Source organism: Microcoleus sp. N9_B4 (genome assembly GCF_036701635.1).
Classification (GTDB): domain Bacteria; phylum Cyanobacteriota; class Cyanobacteriia; order Cyanobacteriales; family Microcoleaceae; genus Microcoleus.
The window spans coordinates 36472-61964 of the sequence record NZ_JAUBRC010000033.1; the positions used below are offsets into that span (position 1 = coordinate 36472).

23 protein-coding genes are annotated in these 25493 nt (G+C 46.3%); 15 read left to right on the forward strand and 8 right to left on the reverse strand.

The features are described from left to right. Positions 1 to 59: 59 nt before the first annotated feature. Complete coding sequence (locus QUA43_RS20955; RefSeq protein WP_333376211.1) at positions 60 to 386, reverse strand: PEP-CTERM sorting domain-containing protein; 327 nt, start codon at positions 384 to 386, stop codon at positions 60 to 62. Positions 387 to 961: 575 nt separating this feature from the next. Here QUA43_RS20955 and QUA43_RS20960 point away from each other — a divergent pair. Then, positions 962 to 1690 carry a Bax inhibitor-1 family protein gene (locus tag QUA43_RS20960; RefSeq protein ID WP_333376212.1) on the forward strand — a complete coding sequence of 243 codons (729 nt, stop codon included), beginning with the start codon at positions 962 to 964 and terminating at the stop codon, positions 1688 to 1690. A 183-nt stretch (positions 1691 to 1873) separates the two neighbouring features. On the opposite strand, the gene QUA43_RS20965 is transcribed toward QUA43_RS20960, so the two are convergent. Both QUA43_RS20965 and QUA43_RS20970 read right to left on the reverse strand, forming a co-directional pair. Further along, on the reverse strand, positions 1874 to 2182 hold the full coding sequence (locus QUA43_RS20965) for a hypothetical protein (protein WP_333376213.1): 309 nt from the start codon (positions 2180 to 2182) through the stop codon (positions 1874 to 1876). Between the two features lie 399 nt (positions 2183 to 2581). Continuing rightward, a complete protein-coding gene (locus QUA43_RS20970; protein ID WP_333376214.1) occupies positions 2582 to 3052 on the reverse strand; it encodes a hypothetical protein in 471 nt (156 codons plus the stop codon). Positions 3053 to 3350: 298 nt separating this feature from the next. On the opposite strand from QUA43_RS20970, the gene QUA43_RS20975 reads away from it, so the two are divergent. From QUA43_RS20975 to ppk1, 4 genes are all read left to right on the forward strand, one after another. Next, positions 3351 to 3569: a helix-turn-helix domain-containing protein gene (locus tag QUA43_RS20975; RefSeq protein WP_006632503.1), complete on the forward strand. Its 219-nt coding sequence runs from the start codon at positions 3351 to 3353 to the stop codon at positions 3567 to 3569. A 162-nt stretch (positions 3570 to 3731) separates the two neighbouring features. After that, entirely contained in the window at positions 3732 to 6491 is a 2760-nt protein-coding gene (locus QUA43_RS20980; protein ID WP_333376215.1) for an NACHT domain-containing protein, read from the forward strand. Positions 6492 to 6506: 15 nt separating this feature from the next. Beyond that, complete coding sequence (locus tag QUA43_RS20985) at positions 6507 to 8210, forward strand: HEAT repeat domain-containing protein (protein WP_333376216.1); 1704 nt, start codon at positions 6507 to 6509, stop codon at positions 8208 to 8210. A 147-nt stretch (positions 8211 to 8357) separates the two neighbouring features. Then, positions 8358 to 10541 carry a polyphosphate kinase 1 gene (gene ppk1 / locus QUA43_RS20990; protein WP_333376217.1) on the forward strand — a complete coding sequence of 728 codons (2184 nt, stop codon included), beginning with the start codon at positions 8358 to 8360 and terminating at the stop codon, positions 10539 to 10541. A gap of 222 nt (positions 10542 to 10763) precedes the next feature. Here the strand turns inward: ppk1 and QUA43_RS20995 are convergent, their stop codons facing one another. Together QUA43_RS20995 and QUA43_RS21000 are read right to left on the reverse strand one after the other, a co-directional pair. Then, a complete protein-coding gene (locus tag QUA43_RS20995; protein WP_015176488.1) occupies positions 10764 to 10934 on the reverse strand; it encodes a hypothetical protein in 171 nt (56 codons plus the stop codon). Between the two features lie 202 nt (positions 10935 to 11136). Next, on the reverse strand, positions 11137 to 11637 hold the full coding sequence (locus tag QUA43_RS21000; RefSeq protein WP_333376218.1) for a hypothetical protein: 501 nt from the start codon (positions 11635 to 11637) through the stop codon (positions 11137 to 11139). An 80-nt stretch (positions 11638 to 11717) separates the two neighbouring features. Here QUA43_RS21000 and QUA43_RS21005 point away from each other — a divergent pair, with 80 nt between their 5' ends. The 3 genes from QUA43_RS21005 to QUA43_RS21015 all read left to right on the forward strand — a co-directional run bounded on the left by QUA43_RS21005 (position 11718) and on the right by QUA43_RS21015 (position 14186). Beyond that, positions 11718 to 12269 carry a DUF2854 domain-containing protein gene (locus QUA43_RS21005; protein ID WP_333376219.1) on the forward strand — a complete coding sequence of 184 codons (552 nt, stop codon included), beginning with the start codon at positions 11718 to 11720 and terminating at the stop codon, positions 12267 to 12269. 218 nt (positions 12270 to 12487) lie between these two features. Continuing rightward, positions 12488 to 13558, forward strand: coding sequence for an FAD-dependent monooxygenase (locus QUA43_RS21010; protein ID WP_333376220.1), 1071 nt, complete (start codon positions 12488 to 12490; stop codon positions 13556 to 13558). A gap of 136 nt (positions 13559 to 13694) precedes the next feature. Then, positions 13695 to 14186, forward strand: a complete 492-nt coding sequence (locus QUA43_RS21015; RefSeq protein WP_333376221.1) for a DUF3598 family protein — start codon at positions 13695 to 13697, stop codon at positions 14184 to 14186. An 83-nt stretch (positions 14187 to 14269) separates the two neighbouring features. Here the strand turns inward: QUA43_RS21015 and QUA43_RS21020 are convergent, their stop codons facing one another. From QUA43_RS21020 to QUA43_RS21030, 3 genes are all read right to left on the reverse strand, one after another. Further along, complete coding sequence (locus QUA43_RS21020; protein ID WP_333376222.1) at positions 14270 to 14617, reverse strand: DUF779 domain-containing protein; 348 nt, start codon at positions 14615 to 14617, stop codon at positions 14270 to 14272. Between the two features lie 160 nt (positions 14618 to 14777). Next, on the reverse strand, positions 14778 to 16298 hold the full coding sequence (gene exaC, locus QUA43_RS21025; protein ID WP_333376223.1) for an acetaldehyde dehydrogenase ExaC: 1521 nt from the start codon (positions 16296 to 16298) through the stop codon (positions 14778 to 14780). Positions 16299 to 16791: 493 nt separating this feature from the next. After that, positions 16792 to 17184: a hypothetical protein gene (locus tag QUA43_RS21030; RefSeq protein WP_333376224.1), complete on the reverse strand. Its 393-nt coding sequence runs from the start codon at positions 17182 to 17184 to the stop codon at positions 16792 to 16794. A 42-nt stretch (positions 17185 to 17226) separates the two neighbouring features. On the opposite strand from QUA43_RS21030, the gene QUA43_RS21035 reads away from it, so the two are divergent. The 7 genes from QUA43_RS21035 (at position 17227) to opcA (ending at position 25317) form a co-directional block, all read left to right on the forward strand. Continuing rightward, positions 17227 to 18447: a phytochelatin synthase family protein gene (locus QUA43_RS21035; RefSeq protein WP_333376225.1), complete on the forward strand. Its 1221-nt coding sequence runs from the start codon at positions 17227 to 17229 to the stop codon at positions 18445 to 18447. After that, complete coding sequence (locus tag QUA43_RS21040) at positions 18444 to 18722, forward strand: hypothetical protein (RefSeq protein ID WP_333376226.1); 279 nt, start codon at positions 18444 to 18446, stop codon at positions 18720 to 18722. The genes QUA43_RS21035 and QUA43_RS21040 overlap by 4 nt, the downstream gene beginning before the upstream one ends. Positions 18723 to 18854: 132 nt before the next feature. Continuing rightward, positions 18855 to 19319: a phospholipase D-like domain-containing protein gene (locus tag QUA43_RS21045; protein WP_333376227.1), complete on the forward strand. Its 465-nt coding sequence runs from the start codon at positions 18855 to 18857 to the stop codon at positions 19317 to 19319. Positions 19320 to 19603: 284 nt separating this feature from the next. Beyond that, positions 19604 to 20677 (forward strand): class 1 fructose-bisphosphatase, encoded by a 1074-nt coding sequence (gene fbp / locus QUA43_RS21050; RefSeq protein ID WP_333376255.1) that lies wholly within the window; start codon positions 19604 to 19606, stop codon positions 20675 to 20677. A gap of 167 nt (positions 20678 to 20844) precedes the next feature. Next, on the forward strand, positions 20845 to 21999 hold the full coding sequence (gene tal, locus QUA43_RS21055; RefSeq protein ID WP_333376228.1) for a transaldolase: 1155 nt from the start codon (positions 20845 to 20847) through the stop codon (positions 21997 to 21999). Positions 22000 to 22260: 261 nt separating this feature from the next. Continuing rightward, on the forward strand, positions 22261 to 23790 hold the full coding sequence (zwf, locus tag QUA43_RS21060) for a glucose-6-phosphate dehydrogenase (RefSeq protein WP_333376229.1): 1530 nt from the start codon (positions 22261 to 22263) through the stop codon (positions 23788 to 23790). A gap of 162 nt (positions 23791 to 23952) precedes the next feature. Continuing rightward, positions 23953 to 25317: a glucose-6-phosphate dehydrogenase assembly protein OpcA gene (gene opcA, locus QUA43_RS21065; protein ID WP_333376230.1), complete on the forward strand. Its 1365-nt coding sequence runs from the start codon at positions 23953 to 23955 to the stop codon at positions 25315 to 25317. Positions 25318 to 25493: the final 176 nt, after the last annotated feature.

Consider the following 25493-nt stretch of genomic DNA (forward strand, 5'->3'; position numbering starts at 1 on the left):
CCTGATATCCACGTTTATCTGCGGTTAAAAATCCAAAAATTAGACTTTTGGCTAAAAGTCTAATTTTTAACTCTCACTCTCCGGCGAGTCAGCGCCAGCGAACCCGCAACTAAACCCAACCCTACCACCGTCGAAGGCTCAGGAATTCTTGCGGGGAGAGGCACCGGCTTTACCGGTCCCCGGGTCGGGCTTGAAGAAGTTGTACCTTGGGGGAGTTGACCGATATTATCAGCCAACAGCAAATTTTCTGAACCCTGCCCTGAAGTAGCAGTATAAACGGCTCGGAAATTAGCTGCAATGGCAGCTTGACCGCCGGAAATAACGGCTGCAGCCAATAAAATTCCGGCTGTAGGTGGCAATAATTTGCGATCAAAAAAGGTGGGCATTGGACATTACCTATTGAGCAGTTTGTCGATAGAACTCGATCTATTCATTAATTTTATGGGCATCCTCTGTCTGAGCTACTGTCTGAGCTACTGTCTGAGCTACCTTAGCAATTAACGGAACCGATTGTAGATTGTAGATTGTAGATTTTATATTTTATATTTTAGATTATTGAAGTTTCTGGTCCCTAGTTTCAACTAAGTCGCAAATCAAAAACCTAAAATCAACTGTGGCCCCTGCCTCTAGTATAGACTCCTTGATCCCCAATCGTAAATCCCGAATCCAAAATTGATTTACATCCGCTATCTGCGATTTGATCGACTTTAAGCTCGCCCTTGGCCGCAGATAGCGCCGGCCCTTTAACCTCAATTATAGCTTTGCCGCGACGCGCAACGGTGCGAGACAGCGACACGGCACAGACCTGTACGCAGTTGATTATAAACAATCGATCCCTGCTTTGGAGTGATTTCACCCCCGTTCTTTATCAAATCTTTAAACTCTTTCAGGTTTTGCAAACAAAGTGTAAAGCTGTCACAATAATAGATAGCAATTCTCAGCCAAAATTAGGTAAATCCTCGTGAGTAACACTAGCAATTTCCGCGAAGCCGTGCGCGAGGCCAAAAACCACGCGCTGGTAGGCCCGAACGTCATCTCCAACGCTCTCCCCTTCGTGGGCGGCGGACTTGTCTTAACTGCTGTCGGCACCTACGGTGGCCTCGGAGTGATCCGCAACTATCCCGGGATCTTCTTTCCCACATTCATCGCCGCGATCGTCCTACAATTAATTCTGTTCTTTGTCGCCCGCGGCGCTGCCGAACAAGGTAACAAAAATACCGCTTTGCCTCTGCTGGCAACCTACAGCTTGCTTACAGGCTACACGCTCAGCGGATTGGTGTCTATAGCCCTCAGAAGCGAAGGCGTCGGCATCGCCGGTATTGGTTTTGCTGCACTTGGATGTGGCATTACTTTTATCGCCGCCCGCCAAATTGGCTCCAACCTTTCTGAACAAGACGGCATGGCCCTCACCAAAACTATCAGTTTAGGTGTGATTGCTTTGTTAGTGGTCGTTGGCGGTCAGTTTCTGCTCTCTTTATTTGGCGTCTACACCCCAACCTGGTTGGAAATTGGCATTTCTGGCATCGGCGTGTTTATATTTGCCGGCGCTGCGATCGTCGATTTTTACATATTACCCCGCAGCTACCGCGACGACCAGTATTTGCCCGCCGCTCTGTCGATGTACTTGACCTACGTCAACTTGTTCATTTTCATTCTGCGCCTGCTGATTGCTCTCAACGGCCGCGATTAATTGAAACTTTAGCTTAAAAAAAAACCGTGGCTCGATCGACATCCTGCCGCGGTTTTTTTTTATTAAGATTTGGAATCAAGATAGTCGTCATCGCCTCCTCTGTCCCTCATACAAAAAACTTATATCCTGTTCACAGCCGACAGACATAAGGTATAATTTCACTTTTTAATCACTTTTGTTTTATCATCTTGATCCTTTCCTTCCGGGCACTACCATTTTTTCTTGTTGCTCTCGTGCCAAAGCCAGCTTTTTTTCTTGTTGCTCTCGTGCCAAAGCCAGCTTTTTTTCTTGTTGCTCTCGTTTCCAAATAAGCTTTACTTCTTGTTGCTCTCGTTCCAAAGCCATCCTTTCTTGTTTACTCAGTTTCTGACCTGAGTCAACCTTCTTAAGAATTTTATAAAGAGGATTGGAGGGAGAAAGCTCCATTATCCATCCCCATTCTTTTAGAAAAAGAAGTTCGTCTGAAGTCAGGTTGACTCCTTCAGTACGCATATTCAGAAGTCCTCTCAACGTCCAACATATACTAGAAAGAGGGACGCCCCGATATTTATTTGCTTTATTAGTTGCTTGATACTTAACCAGAAGAAATGCAAATTTTTCAAAAAAACTTTCTCCTTCATAACAGGTCTCACATCAATATTTTTACTCAAAATTTACCAAAAATAACACCTAACGCCTTCCCTCATTCCATCCAATCATCCGCCGCCAATTCACCCGGATAAAAGCGAGTGCTCAAAATCTCTTTTTTTAACCAGTGATTATGAATAAATCTTGTTTATTGTCGATCGCCAACGTCTACAATGATACAAATCAGTCGTTAGCGCAGCCCTCGAAGAGGATCGCACTCCTGAGCGTAAGGTGCTCCGCGCTCACCTTACGCCTGAAAACTGTTTAAAAATTTTCCATCAATTCTTTTTCTTGAGCGTAAACATCTCGTAGCTGTTGCAGCGCTGAGGCAGAAATTACCGATTTAACTGTAGCGACTAATTTACCCCACTCAAGCAAGCTGTCTACTGAAACAGCGGCTTTGAAGTTGTACGTATAGAATTTAGTCCAAAATTCTGGTGCTTGCGTGCGTTTCCAGCGTTTGTACCATCCGAGAAAATCTCCAGTACAGGGCGGTTTTACTTCTAAGATTGGGGGGAAATCGGCGTAGCTGACAAATCGACTGAGGCCTTTGGCATGAACGTACACCACGTTGTGGCAGCAATCGATCCGGTATATCTGTTCGGGTGATATGTTGAACAGGAGTGCCACTGTTTCTTCGGTGACAAATCTCGATCGCGGATTGACGATCAACGATTTGTGAATAATTTTTGATGCGCCGATCGTTGACGATCTTAGCTGATTTTCTGATATCATTGTAGTTGCATCTGGTGGTAGTAGCTAAATCTATCTCTGCTAAGTGCGATCGACAGAAATTATCTGTCGGGATTAATTTTAACTGGCGATCGTCTTTAGTTTCGTTGACTCCGCCGCAAAACGGAGACAAGCCCCGACTTCTGCCATGAGAGGCGCAAAATTTTCGACCAACGTTCAAGCTCCCAGATTCATCTTTAGAGTCAATCTAAAATCTAAAATCTAAAATCTAAAATCGAATGACCGGGGCGATCGCTTTTTGATATATTATACTAAATCCAAAATTTTGTAAATAGTGAATATGAGCAAAGGCTTAGTCAGGTTGCGGGTTCGAGAGTTGGCTGCCGAGAAGGGATGGACGCTCAAGGAAGTTGCGGAGCGATCGGGCGTGGGCTACAGTACGATTAGCAATTATGCCCGTTCTCAGGGGATGGCAATGGTTGATTTTGCAGCAGTCCACAAGCTGGCTCGAACTTTTGATGTGATGATTGAGGATTTCGTGGTAATCCTAGAAAAATAGTTGAAAGTTTTGCCTAAATTCAATGTTTTAGCGATCGACTTTTGATATGACGATCGAAGTTTTGATGTGATGATTTCAGCATAGGTCGATCGTTAGCAACCAAACTCGATCGCCTATCATTGAAATAACCCGCTTGCAGCCCGAAATTAGGAGAACCGTCAAATGTCTGATCCGATTACCTTGGGCTTGCTTTTCACAGTCGCTTGGCAAGGCATTCTGGGCTCTCAAGTTAATGATGCAGCAAAGCACCTCTGTTTGACCGGGATAAAAAAATTATCACGAAACGGAAAAATTGTCAATCACGATTTAGAAAAAGCGCTGAAAACTTCTTTCCTGAAAGCTCAGCAACAAATCGCCTCAGAATGCAAACAGGAAATCGACCCCAAAAATACATCTCACCGAGAGAGTTTTGCCTATTCGCTGCAAGACAGGCGGCGGGATTTTGATTGGTTGAAACGAAAGCTCGAAAAGCTCAAATTAGAATTACAAAAAGTCTATAAAGAAACAGTCCCGTCTGGAATTCCCATTACAGGATTAGATGAGATAGAATTGCTGCTGACTGCCGCAGATGAGTTAAAGCAGAATCAGGTTGAAGAAGTTAAGCAAAAACTGCTGGAAGTTGCCCTAGAAAATTGCGAAGTCGCACCCTACAAGACAAAGTTAGAGCAAGAGTTGTTGGCCTTGGTATCTGCATACTTTGCTCAGGAAATCAAGGACAATGACAAAGTTTTTCAGATTTTTACCGGGCAGAGTTTAACGCGGATCGATCGCAGAACCCAAGAGATGTATGCTTGGCTTGAGGAGATAGTTGAAAAAAGCCGGATTGCTTACGTGCCGATTGACTGGCGGGATATTTGCCAGCAGATTTTAGACGAGAAAGAACAGCAGCGACTTAGTAGCAATCAGCTAACTTTTGGCAACTATCAAATTGATGATGTCTATGTACCGCTGGGATTGGTGGAACTGCATAAAGTGACTCAGCGAGGCGAGGATGTTGCGGCTGAGGAAGGTTTAAATTTTTACCGGATAAAACAAATTACTCAAGGGTTTGAACACAGCGAGTTTCTTGAGCAAGTTATCCAGCAAGGAAGTAGCCCTAAAAGCAATGGCAAGCGGTTAGGAATTATTGGGGAAGCGGGGGCTGGAAAAACAACGCTCTTGCGGCAGATTGCGAATTGGGTAGCGGCGGGCATTTCCGAGGCGATTGTAATTTGGGTATCCTTGGCGGATTTGCAGGGGAAGGAATTAGAGCCGTATTTATTTGATAATTGGCTGCTGGCGGCTATTAAGAGAATTGGGAAGGCTGAGGCGACTGCGGAAATAAAGGATGATTTTGTAGCACAATTTAATGCTGAGCGCGTGTGGTTGGTGTTGGATGGGGCGGATGAGATGGCGGTGGGGGATGGCAATCCTTTGGCGGAAATTCAGCGGCAAATTAGAACGGGCGGCTGTATTCAAAAGGCGCGAATTGTGCTAAGTTGTCGGCAGAATGTTTGGGATGCGATCGGCTCTGCGTTGGATACTTTTGATACTTATCGCACTCTGGAATTTTCCTATCCCGAACAGGTGGGGATGTTTATTGATAAATGGTTTGGAACCCCCCCTAACCCCCCCTTGGTAAGGGGGGGGACAAGAGAAGATGGGGAGCAGACAAGAGAAGATGAAACTCTTGCTCCCCCCTTAGCAAGGGGGGCTGGGGGGGTGCTTTCTCAACAATTACCAGAAGCCGCAGAAACTCTTACTCCCCCCTTAGCAAGGGGGGCTGGGGGGGTGCTTTCTCAACAATTACCAGAAGCCGGAGAAACTCTTACTCCCCCCTTAGCAAGGGGGGCTGGGGGGGTGCTTTCTCAACAGCTACGCGAAGCATTAGCAGCATCAGGAAAAGAGCGAATTCGAGATTTAGTAAAAAATCCCCTGAGATGTTCGCTGCTGTGCGGCACTTGGCAATCCTTGGATGGCGATTTGCCGGATACTAAGGCTAAGCTTTATCGGCGGTTTGTGACTACTTTGTATCAGTGGAAAAAACCGCACTTGAATTGGATTCAGCAGCAGGAATTGAATGCGGCTTTGGGGAAATTGGCACTTTCAGGGATGTTAAATGAAACGTCGCGGTTTCAGTTGCGAGAAAGTGTGGGATATCGGGTGATGGGTGCATCGCAGTTTGAGTTAGCTTGTCGTTTGGGTTGGCTGAATTTAGTGGCGAGGGATGGGGAGACGCTGGAGGGGATTTATGCTTTTTACCATCCGACTTTTCAGGAATATTTTGCGGCGTTGGCGGTTGAGGATTGGCACTTTTTTTTGAATCACATTGCTGATAATCCGCAACATCCTGATGCTCGATATCGCATTTTTGAGAAGCAGTGGAAGGAGGTTATTTTGCTATGGTTGGGGCGTGAGGAGGTAGGGAAGGAGGAGAAGGAAGCGTTTATTCAGGCGTTGGTTGAGTTTGATGATGGGTGCGGGTATTTGTACAAATTGCGGGCGTATTTTTTAGCGGCTGTGGGGATTGCTGAGTTTAAATCTTGTAGTCTTGCTGATGAGATTGTTCGGCAGATTGTTAAGGTGGGGTTTGGTTATTTTGATGACCTAAAATCGCATAGTTGGACAATTACTACTCCAATGGCCGAGAGAATAAGGGAAACACTAAAAGAGACGGATAGGGGAAGGGCTATCTCTCAGTTGATCGAGTTAATCCGTATTTCTCAGGGTGAAGATACTCGGAGGCAAGCCGCATATTGCTTAGGACAAATAGATAAAACTAACCCAGTTGCGATTGATACTTTGGTCGAGTTAATCCGCAATTCTGGTTCTCAGTATACACGCTGGGAAGCGGCGTATAGTTTAGGTACAATAGATAGATATAACCCTGTTGCGATTTCGGCTTTAGTCGAGTTAAGCTGTGTTGAGAGCGGAAATTATTAGATATGAGGTATATTGATGGCAGAACTAAGTCATAGTTTAGAAAATTTAGAAAAAATAGGCAAAGACAACCCAGTAGCTATCTCTGCTGTAGTCAAGTTAATCGCTTCCTCTCAGCAGGAACGTACCCATTGGATGCTAGCAGATTACTTAGGAAAAATAGCAACCAATAACTCAGAAGCTATTTCTGCTTTAGTCAACTTGATCTGGAGTTCTCCGAATGAAACTACTCAGTTAAAAGCGGCAACTAGCTTAGCAAAAATAGAAAAAGATAACTCTGTTGCGATCGATACTTTAGTCAACTTAATCCGTAATTCTCAGGATGGATTGACTCGGAGGAAAGCGATATTTAGCTTATGTGAGATAGGTACAGATAACCCTGTTGCTATCGAAACTTTAGTAGAGTTAATAGGTACTGAGCCGGATCGACCACTCTTGTTGAAAGCAGCAAATATACTAGGGCAAATAGACAAATATAACCAAATAGCAAGCGAATTTTTAGTTAAAATAATAAGAGATTTCGAGGTAAAAAATATTCTGATACCTGCAACTGGAATATTAAATAAAATAGGTAAAGACAGCGCAAATGGGATTGTCGAAGCTTTAGTCGAAATAATGGAGAATACTGAGAATGATTTAAAGCGGATTCAAGTAGTATGGTGCTTAGCAAACATAGCTAAAAATAAGCAAGTTGCCATCGAAGCTTTAGTCAATCTAATAAATAAGTGCGATGACGAAAGTATCCTGTTGAGAGCGGCAGGTAGATTAGGCGACATACACAAAAATAACCCAGTTGCTATAGGTACTTTAGTCAAGCTGATATCTACTTCTCAAGATAAAGATATCCTGTGGGGAGCGACAGGTTGGTTAGGAGAGATATCCAAAAATAACCCAGTTTCTATCTCGGCTTTAGTTGAGTTGATCCGCAATTCATGTGATGAACATATTCGTTTGCAAGCGGCAGAAAGTTTAGAAAAAATAGACAAAGACAACCCACTTGTCGTCGCGACTTTAGTTGAGTTAATCCGCAATTCAGGTGATAAAAATACCCGGTGGCAAGTGGCAGATGGCTTACGGGAAATTATGAAAGGTAAACACTTCGCCACCGCAGTCTCAGGTTTGAAAGATTGCTTAACTTCCGAAATCTCCGAAAACGATTCTAATCTCTATGAAATTTGCTACAGAGTCATCTGGGACTGCGCCCAAAATATGACTTACCCAGACTTTTATCAAGCATGGCACACCCAACCCACCAATTCCCCAATACCCGATCGCAACCACCCACAAAATACAGATATCCCCACACTCCTCAAACAACTCCAACCCACAGATAAAACCTTCCCCGTTCCCCTCAACATACGCGCCCTAGAAGGCGAAACCGATACAAGTGCGATCGCCCAAGAGCTCTGTACCCAACTATATCAAACAATCTTTCCCGCAGATACCGACATTCCCGCCATTCGCAACGCCCCCGAATTCAAGCGATTAATTCCCCAACTCAAAAACCGCCTCCAAAAACAGCACATCGCCTTAATTTTGCACTCCTGTCCCTGCGAAGATGCGCTTTCATCTTTCACCCGCAAACTCGCCGACACTCACATGGGAATTCATATCGCCTGGATTACTGATACACCGCTGGAATTGCCGTTAATAGGTTTTCCGGTGGATGGAGATGATTTGTTGGATGCGGTGCAGAGTTGGGTTGGAGGGATTAGTTCGTGATCCAGGGGCGGGACACGGCAATGCCGTTTCCCTACAGATATTACAAAAACGCACGATCGACCAAAAGCAGATGCAAACCTACTATTGAACCTACAATACTATTTTTAGAGATGCCATCACCGAGCCTCCCAAAGACTCCCCCAAACCATGCCCAAACCAAAAAAGACCCCCGCCAAAACCTACACTGAAATCAACCTCAGCGATCCTCAATATTACTTCAACCGAGAACAAAGCTGGCTAGAATTCAACAACCGCGTGCTCCACGAAGCCCTCGACCCCCGCACGCCCCTCCTAGAAAGGCTCAAATTTCTAGCTATTTTTAGCTCCAACCTAGACGAATATTTTATGGTGCGCGTGGCTGCCCTCAAACAGCAAGTACAAGCAAAAGTCAGCAAATTGACCTCCGACGGCAGCACGCCCCAACAACAGCTAGATGCCCTTAACAAGCGGCTTTTGCCGATGGTTTCTCAGCAACACTCCTATTTTGAGCAAACCCTGCGGCCGAAACTAGCAGCAAGCGGCATCTACATTCTTGACTACATTGACCTCAATCAAGAACAGCGCAATTACTTGCATCGCTACTTCAAAGAACAAGTATTTCCCGTACTCACTCCCCTAGCAGTTGACCCCAGCCACCCATTCCCCTACCTTTCCAATCTCAGCCTCAATTTAGCAGTAGTAGTCAGGGACCCCGACACGCAGGAAGAATTATTTGCCCGCGTCAAAGTACCCCAGGTTTTGCCGAGGTTTGTGCCACTACCGGGGGATTTGCAGTGGCAGCAGAGGGGCAAATCACCTGTTTGGACTGGCGTGCCCCTAGAACAGGTGATTGCCCACAATTTAGAAGCTTTGTTTCCGGGGATGGACATTCAGGAATATCACCCGTTCCGCATTACTCGCAATTCCGATTTGACGGTGGAGGAAGATGAGGCGGAGGATTTGCTGCTGGCAATAGAACAGGAACTCCGCAAGCGCCGGTTTGGAGGTTCTGCGGTGCGGATGGAAATTCAAGCGATTATGCCGCCTGCGCTGCGAGATATGCTGATGGAGGAGCTGGATCTCGGTGAGCAAGATGTTTACGTCGTAGAGGGGCTGCTAGGCCTCAAGGATTTGATGTCTTTTGTAGGGCTGCCCGTGCCGGAACTGAAAGACCCGCCTTGGACTCCGGTTGTGCCGCCCCGTTTGCGGAACTCGGAATCACCAATGATTTTAGGCAAATTGATGTTGGATGCTGACGAGGGCGAGGATATTTTCACCGCCATCCGGCAGGGGGATTTGATGCTACACCATCCCTATCACTCGTTTGCGGCGACGGTACAGCGGTTTATTACTGAGGCGGCGCACGATCGCTCTGTGTTAGCGATTAAGATGACTTTATACCGCACTTCTGGTGATTCGCCGATCGTCAGCGCCTTAATTGAAGCAGCAGAAAACGGCAAGCAGGTAGCCGTTTTAGTAGAGCTCAAAGCTAGGTTTGACGAAGAAAATAATATTAATTGGGCTCGCAAGTTAGAACAAGCTGGAGTCCACGTAGTTTACGGTTTGGTGGGACTCAAAACCCACACCAAAATTGTGATGGTAGTGCGTCGCGAGGACGATTACATCCGCCGCTACGTCCACATCGGCACTGGCAATTACAATCCCAAAACAGCCGGACTCTATACCGATGTGGGTTTGTTGAGTTGTCGCGAGGATTTGGGATCGGATTTGACGGATTTGTTTAATTATTTGACTGGTTATTCGCGGCAGGTATCTTATCGCAAATTATTGGTGGCACCGGTCAATATGCGCGATCGATTTTTAGCTTTAATCCGTCGCGAGGCAGAATTCTGCCGCTTGCAGGCAGAAGGCGGCACCGGTAGCTGTGGCCGCATCGTCGCTAAAATGAACGCTTTAGTTGACCCTCAAATCATTGTTGCTTTGTACGAAGCTTCGCAAGCGGGAGTTAAAATTGATTTGATTATCCGGGGGATTTGCTGTTTGCGTCCCGGCGTTGAGGGTGTTAGCGAAAATATCCGAGTTATCAGTATTATCGGCCGCTTTTTAGAGCATTCTCGGATGTTTTATTTTTTCAACGGTGGCGACGAAGAGGTGTATATTGGTTCTGCTGACTGGATGCAGCGCAATCTTACAAGACGGGTTGAGGCCATAGTTCAGGTGGAAGACCCGACAATTGCTAAGGAATTGCAAGAAATTTTGGGAGTAATGCTGGCTGACAACCGCCAAGCTTGGGATTTGCAGCCGTCCGGACACTACTCTCAGCGGCGGCCGCCTGCTAATTGTCCAGAAGTGAGCTCTCAGCAAATTTTGATGGATATGGTGATGAATTAGTCAGTTGTCAGTTGTCAGTTGTCAGTTGTCAAATTTGCAGTTAGGAGTTGTCAGTTCTTGTTAGCTATTAAGCTGTACTGCATTTAATTTTCACTTTTAGGGCGGGCAAGATTCCCACCCCACAAAGTTTTTAGTAAACATAACTATGAAAATTGAATGCGCGACAGCTTAGCCGACAACTGTCAACTGTCAACTGTCAACTGTCAACTGCCAACTGACAACTTAACTGTTAAAAGTACGCTTGAATTCTTCTAAGAGATCATCAATTTCTTCGATCGCCTGACTCACATCTATTCTCAAGGCTCCCAAGTCCGATCGATCTAATAACCGCACGAGGGATTCCCGCTTGCTCTCGATCTCTGCTACGCGCTCTTTGATTGTTTGTGCATCCATGGTTTTTTGCCTTTGCTACTATTAACAAAAATATTTGACATTCCCCTCTGCGAACAGACGGGGATTCTTAATCCACCGACCTACCTTTTTGGGCAAATCCTTCACTGTTTTTATATGGGAAGTGATGAACCTGCTCAGGGTTTTTGGGTCTGTGTTATAGTTTGATTGTACATCAAAACTTCCCCCAAACTTCAGCCAAATTTTAGCGCAAAAAAGGCGGACGTTTGGTATCTGTGGGTTTATTTTTCATCATTCCAGCTAAAAATCGCTTCAGGGCCTTCTCCCGGTTTTTCATAAAAGCAGCCCAAAATCCCGGTTGATATTCATCCATTGTCTTGGCTAGGGCCCAGACATCGATCGCTAAGATATTATAAAGCCTTTCATCTTCGCGTTTGAGCGAGTTAATCTGCTCCAGAACCGCCTTGTTTGCTCCAGCAGTTTTTTTGTCTTCGTCTTTAATCATGTCCGAAAAATGGTTGAAAGGGCAAGAGTGTCGATCGCGATCGTCACTCTGTATACTTTGATGATACTGCCGATCTCGATTGCCTTCTGGAACCAACGCCGCGCAATTAACACGGATATTTACCGATGGCGCGCCCGGGCGAGTCGGGCGGGATAAGCTTCTGAAGCTAGAGACAAGACTGTGGATGCACACCGCTCCCGCGCTCATAGATGCTAGCAGTTTTTGCAGGTCTTTTGGCAAAAAAACTAAATTTATTCAAGACTTTTTGACAGATAATAATTAAAGTATATTATCTCTGTCCGACTACTTACCTCACTAATATGTTACGCAAAATTTCTTTAGCAAACCTAGCCTTAGTTGTTGGCGGTATTATAGCAGCAGTCGGGTTTGGAGCCTACTTCACAGACAGACCTACCCTGAACCTAGCCGGTTTTTTTTATGGAATTCCGCTGTTGCTGGGAGGTTTGGCCCTGAAAGCGGCTGAACTCGAACCGGTGGAGTTCACCGAACCGACTTCTCCCGAAGTTCTTCTCCTGCGAGAAAGTCAGGCCACAGATACTCAAAACCAAGTCCGCAAAGATGTCACCCGATTTCGCTACGGCCAACCCGCGCACTTAGATGATGCTTTGGAGCGTCTGGGCCTGGCCCCGACAGACGAGGAACGACCACTCCTGCAAGGGTTGCGGGAAGTTGATGTTGACGGTGCTTATGGGTTAATTTTAGAGTTTTATTCACCGCTAATGCCGATCGAAGTCTGGGAAGAAAAGCAAGACAAAATAGCTACTTTTTTTGGGCCGGGTTTGCGCGCACAAGTGAGTCACAAGGCGGGTGACAAAATTGAATTGGCTTTAATTAAAAATACTCAAGCTTAAAGTATTCTGAAGTTTTGAGTGCGTAAATTTTGAAGTCATCAATTAAACATTAATCCTGCATCAGCTTAGATACTGATTTTAGCGGCAGCTTGAAACCTGTCGCTATCAACAAAAACTAAAAACTAAATCTGCAATTGGGCGATCGCGCAAATCGGATTTTCCTTAATTACAATAATAGTTGAGAACCGATCGGCAATCTTAAATCAGGAGAAGCACAAATGGTTTCGTCCCAAAGTAGGATAGGTATTATCGGCGCAGGAACATCAGGAGCTTATCTGGCAATTCTGCTGATTCAACAGGGGTTTCAAGTTGACTTGTTTGAAAAAGCACCCCATCCGCGCACCGATGGCTGTGGTATCCTGATCGTACAAGCAGGTATGCAAGCACTTCATCAAGGCAACCCTGAAATCACCGAAAAAATTATCAACTCAGGCGATCCGGTTAAATTATTCGAGTTTCGCAACCTCCGCGGCGGTGTCATCAATTCCGAACCCGTCACCTACGAAGAAAATGAACTCCCAGGAATGCTGGTACACCGCAAAGCTATTCTAGAAGCACTCCTCGACAAGTTACCCCCTGAGTGTATTCATTTTAATGCAGAATTAGCATCGATCGCCCAAACCGAACACAGTGCGATCGCCCACTTTAAAGATGGCAGTAAATGGGAAGGCGATCTTTTAATTGGTGCCGATGGAATCGTCTCCAAAGTTCGTCAGTATATAGTTCCAGGTGTTGAACTATTCTATTTAGGCGATATCGTCTGGCGAGGAATTGTCGAAGATAATAGCTTCTGTCCCGAAGGAAACTTTTTTGTTTATGTACGCGGTAGGGGAATTTATGCCAACTTCTTTCACATTGGTGGAGGTCGCACTCATTGGGGTTTCTTTATCGAAAAAGAGCGAACCGAATCCGAAATAGGAAAAGTTCAACCCAATGATATCACCATACCTCCCCAAGAACTAGCAAAACTCCCCGACGATGCGCGAAAAGTGATTGAGTCAACCCCTTTAGAAAACATTGTCTGTCGTTTTTCCTATGACATTGACCCCCTACCAAAAATCTATGATGGTCGTGTTATCCTAATAGGTGATGCGGCCCACGCCAAAAGTTCCACACGCGCTAGAGGTATGACTTCTGGCTGGGAAGACGGGCTGTCTTTAGCACAACATCTCAGAGATAGTGCTAATATTGCCGAAGCGCTAGAAAATTTTCAAGCTGAAAGATTACCTATTGTCCACGAATATCAACGCACTAGCCGCGAAATGAGTTTGAAAATAGGTCGCCGTTAGCCCAATTTCAATCATCCTGTAGGGCGGGTTCGCCAATAACTTTAAAGGGTGCAGACAGGTAAAAAAAAACGCCCCCACCCACAAAAAAGCCCTTTTAAGTTTGGACAATTTTTTTAGATAAACCGGAGGCTAATTAATGAATAACGATTTGGGAATTCATGAAGATACCGTCAACCCTCTAAACTCTCCTGATTTAGAGAAAGTACCGGAAATTTTCACACGTCATATTGGTAATTGGAAAGGCGAATTTATTAAGACTGATACTCGCGGACATTTTCTTCGCAGCTTTTTGTGTACTATAAGCATCGAGATTGAGGGGAGTCACCACCGACACGTTAACAACTATGAATACTCAGATGGTTCTCGCATTCAGCTAAATTTTGAAGGTGAATATGAAAATCGGATGCTGAAATTATTTTCTAGCAGTTATCCTGATTTTTCGGGGGTCGCGTGGGATGCGGGTCAGGACATTATCTGCTTTCGGTCAACAAAAACTGAGGGTAACGCACTGATTACTTTTGTGGAAACAATCACTTTAGTGTCAGACAATCACCGAGTTCGTAGCACTCAAATTTTTAAAGATGGCATTTTTGACAGCACTGCATTTATTGAGGAAATGCGTATATAAGTAAGCCCGCATAAAAAATACCCCGATTGCCGACTTCTTTAAAAAGTCGGCAATCTAACGTATCTCGCGTTTGCAAGAACTAATTAATCAGCCTTAACAAATAAGCGAGAACGAGTAATAAAACGCTCTCCCTCCGGCCCTTCTAGGGAAAAATCGCTACCTCCGGGCCCCGATGCCACGTCTATAATTAACTGCGTGTGCTGCCAATATTTGTATTGCTGCGCTGCAATATAAAAGGGGCAACCGCCTATTTCGCCCAGCAATACGTCACCATCACCGATTATCAATTCGCCATCGGGAAAGCACATGGGAGAACTACCGTCGCAGCAGCCGCCGGATTGGTGAAACATCAATTGTCCGTGTTGAGTTTTGAGATGGTTGATTAATTTTAAAGCCGCTTCTGTTGCGGTGACTTTCGCGATGGTTTCCATTGCAGTCTCTGTTGTGTAGCAATTTTATTTCGTTTTTGAATGAGATTTTTTTAAAATGAACCGCAGAGGGCGCAGAGAAGGAGAGGAAAGAGAGAAAGAAGGAGTTCGCGAATCATTGAAGTTTGTCCTTCTTCCTTTTTCCTTCCCAATGACTAAAACCTTAGAAAAAGCCTAAAGCTTTGGGGCTGTAACTTACCAACAAATTCTTGGTTTGCTGGTAGTGATCTAACATCATTTTGTGATTTTCGCGACCGATTCCCGATGATTTGTAGCCGCCGAATGCTGCGTGGGCTGGATATAGGTGATAGCAGTTTGTCCACACGCGGCCGGCTTGAACGGCGCGACCCATGCGGTAGGCGGTGTTGATGTCGCGAGTCCAAAGTCCTGCACCTAAACCGTAGAGAGTATCGTTGGCAATTTCTAATGCTTCGGCTTCGTCTTTGAAGGTGGTGACTGCTAATACTGGGCCGAAGATTTCTTCTTGGAAAATTCGCATTTTGTTGTTTCCTTTGAAGACTGTTGGCTGGAAATAATAGCCGTCTTGCAAGTCGCCGGATAAGATGTTTCTTTCGCCACCAATCAGACATTCTGCGCCTTCGGCGTGACCGATTTTGACGTATTCGGCGATTTTTTCCATCTGGTTGATGGAGACTTGGGCGCCGAGGGCGGTTGTCGGATCTAATGGGTTGTCTTGTTGGATTTGGCGGATGCGATCGATCGCCCTTTCCATAAATCGATCGTAGATTGACTCCTGAATTAAGGCGCGGGAGGGACAGGTGCACACTTCTCCTTGATTAAACGCAAACATGACTAATCCTTCGACTGCTTTGTCGAGGAATTCATCATCTTGGGCGCAGATATCTTCAAAGAAAATGTTGGGGGATTTGCCGCCTAGTTCTAGGGTGACGGGGATGACGTTTTGGGAGGCGTATTGCATGATTAGCCTGCCGGTGGTGGTTTCCCCGGTGAAGGCGACTTTGGCAATCCGGGGACTGGTGGCGAGGGTTTTGCCGATTTCGGCGCCGGGCCCGTTAATCACGTTGATTACGCCGTCTGGTACTAAGTCGGCGATGATTTCCATCAGTACCAAGATTGACGCGGGGGTGGGGCCTGCTGGTTTGAGGACGACGCAGTTGCCGGCGGCGAGGGCTGGGGCGAGTTTCCAGGCGGCCATTAATATCGGGAAGTTCCAGGGGATGATTTGTCCGATGACGCCTAGGGGTTCGTGGAAGTGGTAGGCGACGGTGGTTCCGTCGAGTTCGCCGATCGAACCTTCTTGAGCTCGGATGCAGCTTGCGAAGTAGCGGAAATGGTCGATCGCCAGCGGTATGTCTGCGAGGCGGGTTTCGCGAATTGGTTTACCGTTGTCCCAGGTTTCGGCGATGGCGAGGCGATCGAGGTTTTCTTCGATGCGATCGGCAATTTTGTGTAAAACCCGCGCCCTATCGGCTGGGGAAGTCTTGCCCCACTTGTCTTTGGCAGCGTGGGCGGCATCCAGTGCCAATTCTACATCTTCGGCGCTCGATCGGGGGATTTGACAAATTGATTTTCCTGTAATTGGAGACAGGTTTTCCGAGTATTTCCCTTTCACCGGTGGCACCCACTTGCCGCCGATAAAGTTGTCGTAGCGAGTTTGAAAAATCGACTGACTGCCGGATTGAACAGGTGCTGCTACTACCATTTTATTACCTGATTAAAAGTTGTTTTCGCGGACGCTTGAAATCTCTTGCATATCAACTATCGTCTATTTTCCGCAACTTCGGTCAGTTCACATACAAAATTTTACATTTTTCAAATATTTTGCAGTCATTGTATGGGCGGGTTTACCAACAATCTCAGGCTAAAACCAACAATCTCAAAAACCCGCCCATACCCAACGGTAAATACTATTAATTAACTGTGACGCAGCGGGACATATCCGAAATCCAGTAGCTTTATCCGGTAGCAAAAAACACTTTAACTCTCCTTTCTGCTGCTCTATAATTATCCTATATCTGAGAGTGATTCTTGACAAAATGGCTGGTTATGCCAACCAACAAGGGAGCAGAAAGTGGCGCTATGAGATGTTTTCTAATTGCCATGTCGTTATCAGCAACCTCAATATAAATCTCCTGAGCATAGACTACCTCAGTGCCAACCCAAATCACCGACTTAAATTTGATTGATTGCAACTCTTACAACTCTTGAGCCGACTCTTCTAAAACATCGATCGCGTGATTGAGGATATTCAGAAAAGTTTGATTAATCTGAGATGTTGCACCATTCTCAATCAGCTTTTTAGGAACAGGCTTTCCGGCCTGTTCCACAAGAAAATTCACTCTTTGTGGAACAGGCAGGAAAGCCTGTTCTTGAGGGTGCAATATGTGAGATTTAGCCGAGCTGCATACCGCTAAATCTGTGGCAAGTTGCCCACTTGTTTTATCAGCTTGATGTCTAGCCGTCGGTCGCAAATAGTCACGTTTTTTAAATTTGTACCCGAAAGGCAAACCTTCGCAGCGTTTTATTGCTAAAATTGAAAAAAATAGTAAATAAGTGCATTCATCATTATCAATGTAACGATCTTGCATAATATTTATTAGCACAATGAGCAATAATGGTTAAAAAACTCAATGTCTGCTCAAGGGTTTTATCGTCGTTCACTTCCCGATTCTGCTATTGCCTTTTCCTCCGTAGAGGGAAAGCAAATATTTCGAGAAGCGTTGGCATTGGGAGGTATGGAAGGGTATTTTGCTCTAGCGGAACAGTTTCATACTCAAGCAGAACCCGCTTTTTGTGGATTGGGTAGTTTAGTGGTTGTTCTTAATGCCTTATCCATCGATCCGGGTCGCATTTGGAAAGGGGTATGGAGATGGTATGGAGAGGAATTTTTAGACTGTTGCTTACCTCTTTCAGTCATTAAAGAAAACGGTATCACCTTTGATGAGTTTGTCTGTATAGCACGTTGCAACGGTGCTGTGGTAAAGCCTAACCGTTACCACCAAAGCAGCTTGGAAAACTTTCGGCAAGCAGTTGAGAAAGTGACTACGGCGTCAGGTGATATTCATCTAGTTGTTTCCTACAGCCGAAAGGTATTGGGACAAACGGGTGATGGTCACTTTTCACCAATTGGTGGTTATCATCCAAAGCGGGATCTAGTTCTTCTGCTGGATGTTGCCCGTTTCAAATATCCACCTCACTGGGTTTCTCTGCCTTTGTTATGGCAAGCATTTGAACCTCTCGATCCCGTCACTAATCAATGTCGAGGTTATATTTTATTGCAGAAGAGTGAAAGGTTGCCAGAAACCTTTTTCCATGTTGCTTGTGATTTACATCAGTGGCGTAGTGTTGCTACTTACTTTGCAGAAATACTGCCCGACATTCTAAGAAAAGAGCAACCTGATTCAATTGCTTCATTTGTCAGTACCATCCTGCACCATTGGCCTGTTGAATTCACAACTATGGTGCATACCTCGTCAGAGACGGCAGAGACACTTGAGAAATTACGGGCAGCTATTGAGTTAAATTCACTGTTTAATATTGTTTACCAATGCTTGTCAAGCGATGACGGGGATGCAATGTCTGTTGTAGGGAAGTGGCCGCAACAGCCATTCGTAGCAGAGATAATAACAGCAATATTACTGTCGTGTCCCGAAACGCTCTATGCAACTCTCAAACCCGAGTTACGACTGTGGTTTAGTGAGGTTCGCCACCTTGAGAAACTCCTCCCTCCCTGGGATATAGAGATATCTAGATTGAGAGAACAAATGTCAGCACTCCAAGAGTTTTATATTTTATATTCAAAGGGACATCAGTGTAATATCCCTAGTGCGGGCTTTGGAAACTGGGAATGAAAACTGGCTGCGCTGCGCCCTCCAAGGACAGTGATGATGTTCAGGTTGCCTTTGCTATCGATGCTGTCCTTTCTAATGAACATGAAGCTGCATTTGTTCGTGCTAAGGGGGTCAAGAAACTTCGCTTACTAGAGGCATTGAGGGAAAGCGCACCCCAAAAGTTAGCCGCAGAAGTTTTAGGGCATGAATTTGTTGCTCAAGCTCCTTTACAACAAGTTGAGGCTATTAAGGAAGAAGTTTCTGCTGCTCAAGCTCAGATTGAAGCACAAATATAAATAACTCGAAACACTCTAAAACGAACTGAAGATAAGGAAGAAAAACTCATTTTTGAGCAACAACTTCAAGAGGCACAACAACAAATAGAGAAACTCCAAGTCAAACTAGATTCTCTCTTAGCGGCGGTTCCTATGCGTTGGCTAGAGATGTACGAACACCGCCCACTCCTAGAACAGGCTCTTCAAGATAGCCAAGAACGTTTGATGATTATCTCTCCTTGGATTCGGGCAAGTTCTGTGGATAAACGGTTTATTCAACAATTTGAAAATCTTCTCAAACGGGGAGTACAAGTTTTCATTGGGTACGGTTTGGGAGAGAACGATGATAAAAAGTACCCATCCGATATCCAAGCTGAGAAAAATCTTAAAAAATTAGCGAGTCAGTACAAAGATAATTTTATCCTTAAGCGTTTGGGAGATACCCATGCAAAAATCCTCATCTCTGATGTGAAATTTGCTGTAACGACAAGTTTCAATTGGCTTTCCTTCAAGGGCGATCGCGATCGCACGTTCCGGGATGAGCGGGGGACGCTGGTATCTGACCTCCAGAAAATCGATGAACTGTTCGATAGCTATAGGTCGCGATTTAAAGATTGAATGGTATCGCTTCCACAAAGTTAAAACCTTCTTCCCTCGCACTTCCTCTGCGCTTAATTAAAAAATTGAGTGATTTTTAATACAATTGCGGACTCTACACTCGATCGAACTCCTCAATTTTCGATGGGGATCTAAAATTCACCTAAAGTTCGACGCCCTTTCCCAAAACCCTCCCTAAGATAGAAGTTAGGGGACGATCGGTCTAATAGCCGATTCAGGAGCAAGTGTCAAGCACTCCATCGAACCCAAATCCAGAGCAGCAAGACAGGGAGGACATCAAAATCATGGTAAACGCGCCGACAGGGGAAACCCGCCTGGGCCCGATCGATCAGGTGCAAGCCTTAGACCGCGATTGCACAACCCTATCTCGTCACGTACTCCAGCAACTTCAAAGCTTTTCAGCAGATGCTCAGGATCTCAGTGCCCTGATGAATCGCATCGGGCTGGCAGCCAAGCTGATCGCGAGGCGGCTCAGCAGAGCCGGATTAATGGCAGATGCCTTGGGGTTTACAGGGGCTACAAACGTGCAGGGAGAATCCGTCAAAAAGATGGATATCTATGCCAATGAAGTCTTTATCTCGGTATTCCAGCAAAGCGGACTGGTATGCCGCTTGGCTTCGGAGGAAATGGAAAAACCCTATTACATTCCCGAAAATTGTCCGATCGGGCGTTACAGTCTGCTCTACGACCCCATAGACGGTTCTTCCAATCTTGACATCAATCTCAATGTAGGCTCCATATTCAGCATCCGCAAGCAAGAGGGGGACGATGCAGATGGCTCTGCTTCTGACTTGCTGCAACATGGACACAAACAAATTGCCGCTGGTTATGTGCTCTACGGCCCCAGTACCATGCTGGTTTATTCGATCGGTCAGGGTGTTCATTCCTTTACCCTCGACCCGAGTTTGGGCGAGTTTATTCTAGCTAACGAAAACATTAAGGTTCCCGATCGCGGCCCGATTTACAGCGTTAATGAAGGCAACTTCTGGCAGTGGGAGGAATCTTTGAGAGACTACATTCGCTATGTACACCGCAGCGAAGGCTACATTGCCCGGTACGGCGGGGCTTTGGTGGGAGATTTCCACCGGATTTTATTCCAGGGAGGCGTGTTTTTGTACCCCGGAACGGTGAAAAACCCCGAGGGCAAATTACGCTTGCTCTACGAATCGGCTCCTTTGGCGTTTTTGATGGAGCAAGCCGGCGGGCGCGCCAGTACGGGCATTCAAGACATCTTAGACGTTGTGCCGACCAAACTGCACGAGCGATCGCCCTTGATTGTCGGCAGTAAAGAAAATGTAGCGATGGTCGAGTCTTTTATTCAAGATCGATCGCGCAATCCTAGAACAGTCCAAGAGTGAAGGAAGAAGGAAGAAGGAAGAAGGAAGAAGGAAGAGGGAACAAGGAAGAGGGTTTTAACTTATAACTTTCGACTCCCAATTACCAATTTTCCATTGCCAATTTTCACTTTTCAATTTTCAATTTCCAAGTCCCAATTAACAGCTATCAAATTGTAGGAGTTACAGTAATGACAGCAACACCAACGAATCACCTGTTAGAAATCAAAGAAATTGGCCAAAGTATCTGGATGGACAATTTGACTCGCGATCTGATCGAGTCCGGCGAACTCAAACAGATGATTGAAAGTCGGGGACTGCGCGGGATTACATCTAATCCGGCTATTTTTGAGAAAGCGATCGCGGGTAATGTGATTTACGACGCGGATATCGAAGCGGGCATCCGGGCGGGTAAATCTGTAATGGAGATTTATGAATCTCTGGTATTTGAAGATATCCGCAACGCTTGCGACATCTTCGCCCCAGTTTACGCAGAGTCGAAGGGTTTGGACGGTTACATAAGCATTGAAGTGCCACCGACGATCGCCAACGACACAGAAAGCACGATTAGCGAAGCCCTGCGCTATTACAAATCCCTCGGCAAAGAAAACGTGATGATTAAGATTCCGGGAACCGCTGAAGGTTTGCCCGCAGTCGAACGAGTCATCAGCGAAGGGATTAACGTTAACGTGACGTTGCTGTTCTCCGTTGACAGCTACGTCGAAACCTTCTGGGCTTACATTCGTGGTTTGGAAGCGCGGGCGGCTAAAGGTTTGGATATTAGCAATATTGCTTCTGTTGCCAGTTTCTTCTTGAGCCGGATCGACATCAATATCGATGGCAAGATTGACGAGAAACTCAAAAATGTCACAGATATTTCCACAAAAGCTAAACTGGAAGCGGTGAAGGGGAAAGTGGCGATCGCCAATGCGAAGGTAGCTTACCAGAAGTATAAAGAGATCGTAGCGAGCGATCGCTGGCAAGCTTTAGCGGCCAAAGGAGCCAAAGTCCAGCGATTGCTGTGGGCTTCCACCAGCACCAAAAACCCCAACTACAGCGATGTCATGTACGTCGATGAATTAATCGGCCCCGACACGGTTAACACTTTGCCGCCGAACACCGTGGAAGCTTGTTTCGATCACTGCGATGTCGCACCCCGGATTGAGAACAACGTTGCAGAAGCTTACACCCTGATCGAAAGTCTCAAAGATCCCGACATCGACATCAACTTGGACCAAGTGATGGCAGACTTGCTTATCGACGGAATTGAGAAATTCGTCAATCCGTTCCAATCCCTGATGGATTCCTTGCAAGAGAAAGTGCAGAAGTTGTCGCCCGTCGCTTAGGCAGATATCTGTATCCTGAAAGGCAGAAGCATTTGGGAATCGGAGTAGATAATTATTTGGGTTCTTAAAGGCTGAGTTTTAAATCCTCTCTAGGAATTTTGAGATCAATGGGTGTCAGAGTTCCTAGAGAGCAAAATCATCTGCCTCCTCTAGCAGTATTAAGAATCGATTAACTCTCTCACCCAACAACTAGCAGAAATGACCGCGAACTATCATGGTGTCTTGGTAGGGTTAACACCACTAGAACAAGGAAAATAAATAATGGTAACGCTACTTGAAAATCCGTTGCGCGTAGGTTTACGAAAAGAACGGGTGCCGGAACCACAAATTCTGGTAATCTTCGGAGCTTCTGGAGACCTCACCCAGCGCAAACTGGTACCTGCAATTTATCAGATGAAGCGCGATCGACGCTTGCCACCGGAAACTACCGTGGTGGGAGTAGCCCGCCGCCCTTGGAGTCACGATTACTTCCGAGAGCAAATGCGCGAAGGCATTGAAGAATTTGGCGGCGGCATTGGCAATGAAGAATTTTGGCAAGATTTCGCTCAAGGTTTGTACTATTGTCCGGGCGACATTGACAACCCCGAAAGCTATCAAAAACTCAAAGCTTTCTTAGCGGAACTCGACGAAGAAAGGAGAACTCGCGGCAATCACATATTTTATCTCTCAGTTTCCCCAAACTTTTTCCCAGAAGCAATTAGGCAACTCGGCGCGGCTCAAATGCTGGTTGATCCAGTAAAACACCGCTTGGTAATTGAAAAACCCTTCGGCCGCGACTTGAGTTCGGCAAAAGCTCTCAACCGAGTCGTGCAGCAGGTTTGCCAAGAACAGCAAGTTTACCGGATCGACCACTATTTGGGTAAAGAAACTGTTCAGAATTTAATGGTATTCCGGTTTGCTAACGCGATTTTTGAACCGCTGTGGAATCGGCAATTTGTCGATCACGTACAAATTACAGTTGCAGAAACAGTAGGCGTAGAAGACCGGGCGGGTTACTACGAATCCTCTGGGGCGTTGCGGGATATGCTGCAAAACCACTTGATGCAGATTTTCTGTCTGACGGCGATGGAACCGCCGAACTCGCTCGACGCTGACAGCATCCGCACCGAAAAGATGAAAGTTCTGCAAGCAACTCGCTTGGCAGATTTGAATAACTTGGAGTTCTCAGCGATTAGGGGTCAATATTCCGCAGGTTGGATGAAGGGCAAACCGGTGCCGGGGTATCACGATGAACCGGGAGTTGCTCCCAACTCGACAACGCCGACTTTTGTGGCGATGAAGTTTATGATTGACAACTGGCGCTGGCAGGGAGTGCCTTTCTACCTGCGAACCGGCAAGCGGTTGCCGAAAAAAGTTAGCGAAATTGCGATTCAGTTCCGCGAAGTGCCGCTGCTAATTTTTCAGTCCGCAGCCCAACAAACTACTCCTAACGTTTTGACTATGCGCGTGCATCCCAACGAGGGGATTTCGCTGAGGTTTGAGGCGAAAATGCCGGGGCCGGATTTGCGGACGCGGACGGTGGATATGGATTTCAGTTACGGTTCTTCCTTTGGGGTGACATCTTCGGATGCTTACGATCGCCTGTTAATTGATTGTATGCTGGGCGACCAAACTTTGTTTACCCGTTCTGATGAAGTGGAGGAAGCTTGGCGGGTGGTAACGCCGGCGTTGATGGCTTGGGAATCGTCCAACGACCAAGATTTGGTTCCTAAATACGAAGCGGGTACTTGGGAACCGACGGAAGCAGAACTGCTAATTAACAGAGACGGCCGCAAGTGGCGCAGACTTTAAGAGTCATTAGTCAGCAGTCATTAGTCCTTAGTGATAGGTCAGCATTAGTATTAGTGATTAACTAATAACTGCTAACTAATAACTGCTAACTAATAACCAACGACTAATGACTAAGGACTAAGGACTAATGACTAATAACTAATAACAAAGGAGAAAAGATTTATGACGATGACACCGATGAAAGCTCCGCCTCTGGTTTCGCTACAAAGTCCTAAAGATGTGTCGATCGACCAAATCGAAGCCGAATTGAGTCAAATTTGGGAAAGTTACAGAGAATCAGGGTCGAAGGGCGATTTTCCGACCGCTACTAGGGCAACAACTTTTACTTTTGTAGTCTACGAACCGGAAGAAACTCAGCGGTTATTAGCGGATCTGGGGTTTTACGACGGGCCAGTGGACGGTATTACTGGGCCGATGACGGCATCTAGCATCAGGGCGGCTCAAAAAGCTTACGGGCTGCCGAGAACTGGCAAACCTAACGCTGAATTGCTGGCAACTTTGCGGGAAGAAGTGGCTCGCAAAAATTCCAATGGCGAGGAGATGGGATCAAGTGGTTTGGGTTCCGGGGGTTCCGGGGTGGCTGATGCGATTGTGGCTGCCAATCCCTGCCGGATTATTGCTCTGTGCCCGACGGCGGGGGAAGATACAGGCGTGCAGGCTCAAGTGGCTGCTTATTGTCCGGTTCACAAGCGCACCACTGGCAATCTGATCTGCTGCGAGTATATTACGCTGAGGGGTACGGAAGCTGCTTTGGAACGGGTGAGCGGCATCGTGACGGCGTTGACGATCCCGGATTTGCCGACGCTGCTGTGGTGGAAGGCGAACCCGGATGCCGATCGAGGTTTGTTCCAGCGGCTGGCGGCAGTTAGCAGTTCTGTGATTGTTGACTCTAGCAGCTTTGCCGAGTGTGAAGCTGAATTGCTGTTGATGCAAAGTCTGATCGAGGAGGGAATTCCGATCGCGGATCTGAATTGGCGGCGGCTGGCCGCATGGCAGGAGTTGGCTGCTGAGGCTTTTGACGCCCCGGAACGTCGGGCTGCGATTCGGGAAATCGATCGGGTGACGATCGATTACGAACAGGACAATTCTACGCAAGCGCTGATGTATTTGGGTTGGCTGGCGAGTCGGCTTCAGTGGCGTCCTGTTGCTTTCAAACAGGAAGAGGGCGATTACCAAATCAAGCGAATTAAATTCGCGGGGCCGGACGAACGGATTGTCGAAGCCGAGTTGGCTGCTATTCCTACTGCTGATTCGGGCGATGTCGCGGGCGATTTGATTGCTCTGCGTTTGAATTCTACAAACGAAAAGGCTGACTGCGGTACCGTTCTGTGTTCGGAAGTGGGCGGCTGTATGCGGATGGAAACGAAGGGCGGCGCTCAAACCGATCGGTTTAACCAGGTGAGTCCTCTGTTCGATCAGGTGACGGAACAGTTGCTGGGCCAGCACTTGCAGAGTTGGGGCCGAGATGTGCTTTACGAAGAAAGTTTGGCAGTGACGGCTCAAATGCTGAAGTTAGCTAAGCGGTAAAGAGAAGGAAGAAGGAAGAAGGAAGAGGGAAGAAGGAAGAAGGAAGAAGGATTGAGTTAATATTCAGTGGGGCAGGCAATATCTGCCCTACTTTTTTGGAAGTTGTCAGTTAGAAGTTATGAGTTTTGAATTAATAATGTTCTTTGACTCTAAACTCTAAATTACTTCCCAAAAGC

What these genes read in the sequence shown, in the direction of transcription:
- QUA43_RS20955 (WP_333376211.1), bottom strand. Translation starts at nt 386, where the DNA reads ATGCCCACCTTTTTTGATCGCAAATTATTGCCACCTACAGCCGGAATT.
- QUA43_RS20965 (WP_333376213.1), bottom strand. Translation starts at nt 2,182, where the DNA reads ATGCGTACTGAAGGAGTCAACCTGACTTCAGACGAACTTCTTTTTCTA.
- QUA43_RS20970 (WP_333376214.1), bottom strand. Translation starts at nt 3,052, where the DNA reads ATGATATCAGAAAATCAGCTAAGATCGTCAACGATCGGCGCATCAAAA.
- QUA43_RS20975 (WP_006632503.1), top strand. Translation starts at nt 3,351, where the DNA reads ATGAGCAAAGGCTTAGTCAGGTTGCGGGTTCGAGAGTTGGCTGCCGAG.
- QUA43_RS20980 (WP_333376215.1), top strand. Translation starts at nt 3,732, where the DNA reads ATGTCTGATCCGATTACCTTGGGCTTGCTTTTCACAGTCGCTTGGCAA.
- QUA43_RS20985 (WP_333376216.1), top strand. Translation starts at nt 6,507, where the DNA reads ATGGCAGAACTAAGTCATAGTTTAGAAAATTTAGAAAAAATAGGCAAA.
- ppk1 (WP_333376217.1), top strand. Translation starts at nt 8,358, where the DNA reads ATGCCCAAACCAAAAAAGACCCCCGCCAAAACCTACACTGAAATCAAC.
- QUA43_RS20995 (WP_015176488.1), bottom strand. Translation starts at nt 10,934, where the DNA reads ATGGATGCACAAACAATCAAAGAGCGCGTAGCAGAGATCGAGAGCAAG.
- QUA43_RS21005 (WP_333376219.1), top strand. Translation starts at nt 11,718, where the DNA reads ATGTTACGCAAAATTTCTTTAGCAAACCTAGCCTTAGTTGTTGGCGGT.
- QUA43_RS21010 (WP_333376220.1), top strand. Translation starts at nt 12,488, where the DNA reads ATGGTTTCGTCCCAAAGTAGGATAGGTATTATCGGCGCAGGAACATCA.
- QUA43_RS21015 (WP_333376221.1), top strand. Translation starts at nt 13,695, where the DNA reads ATGAATAACGATTTGGGAATTCATGAAGATACCGTCAACCCTCTAAAC.
- QUA43_RS21020 (WP_333376222.1), bottom strand. Translation starts at nt 14,617, where the DNA reads ATGGAAACCATCGCGAAAGTCACCGCAACAGAAGCGGCTTTAAAATTA.
- exaC (WP_333376223.1), bottom strand. Translation starts at nt 16,298, where the DNA reads ATGGTAGTAGCAGCACCTGTTCAATCCGGCAGTCAGTCGATTTTTCAA.
- QUA43_RS21030 (WP_333376224.1), bottom strand. Translation starts at nt 17,184, where the DNA reads ATGCAAGATCGTTACATTGATAATGATGAATGCACTTATTTACTATTT.
- QUA43_RS21035 (WP_333376225.1), top strand. Translation starts at nt 17,227, where the DNA reads ATGTCTGCTCAAGGGTTTTATCGTCGTTCACTTCCCGATTCTGCTATT.
- QUA43_RS21040 (WP_333376226.1), top strand. Translation starts at nt 18,444, where the DNA reads ATGAAAACTGGCTGCGCTGCGCCCTCCAAGGACAGTGATGATGTTCAG.
- QUA43_RS21045 (WP_333376227.1), top strand. Translation starts at nt 18,855, where the DNA reads ATGCGTTGGCTAGAGATGTACGAACACCGCCCACTCCTAGAACAGGCT.
- fbp (WP_333376255.1), top strand. Translation starts at nt 19,604, where the DNA reads ATGGTAAACGCGCCGACAGGGGAAACCCGCCTGGGCCCGATCGATCAG.
- tal (WP_333376228.1), top strand. Translation starts at nt 20,845, where the DNA reads ATGACAGCAACACCAACGAATCACCTGTTAGAAATCAAAGAAATTGGC.
- zwf (WP_333376229.1), top strand. Translation starts at nt 22,261, where the DNA reads ATGGTAACGCTACTTGAAAATCCGTTGCGCGTAGGTTTACGAAAAGAA.
- opcA (WP_333376230.1), top strand. Translation starts at nt 23,953, where the DNA reads ATGACGATGACACCGATGAAAGCTCCGCCTCTGGTTTCGCTACAAAGT.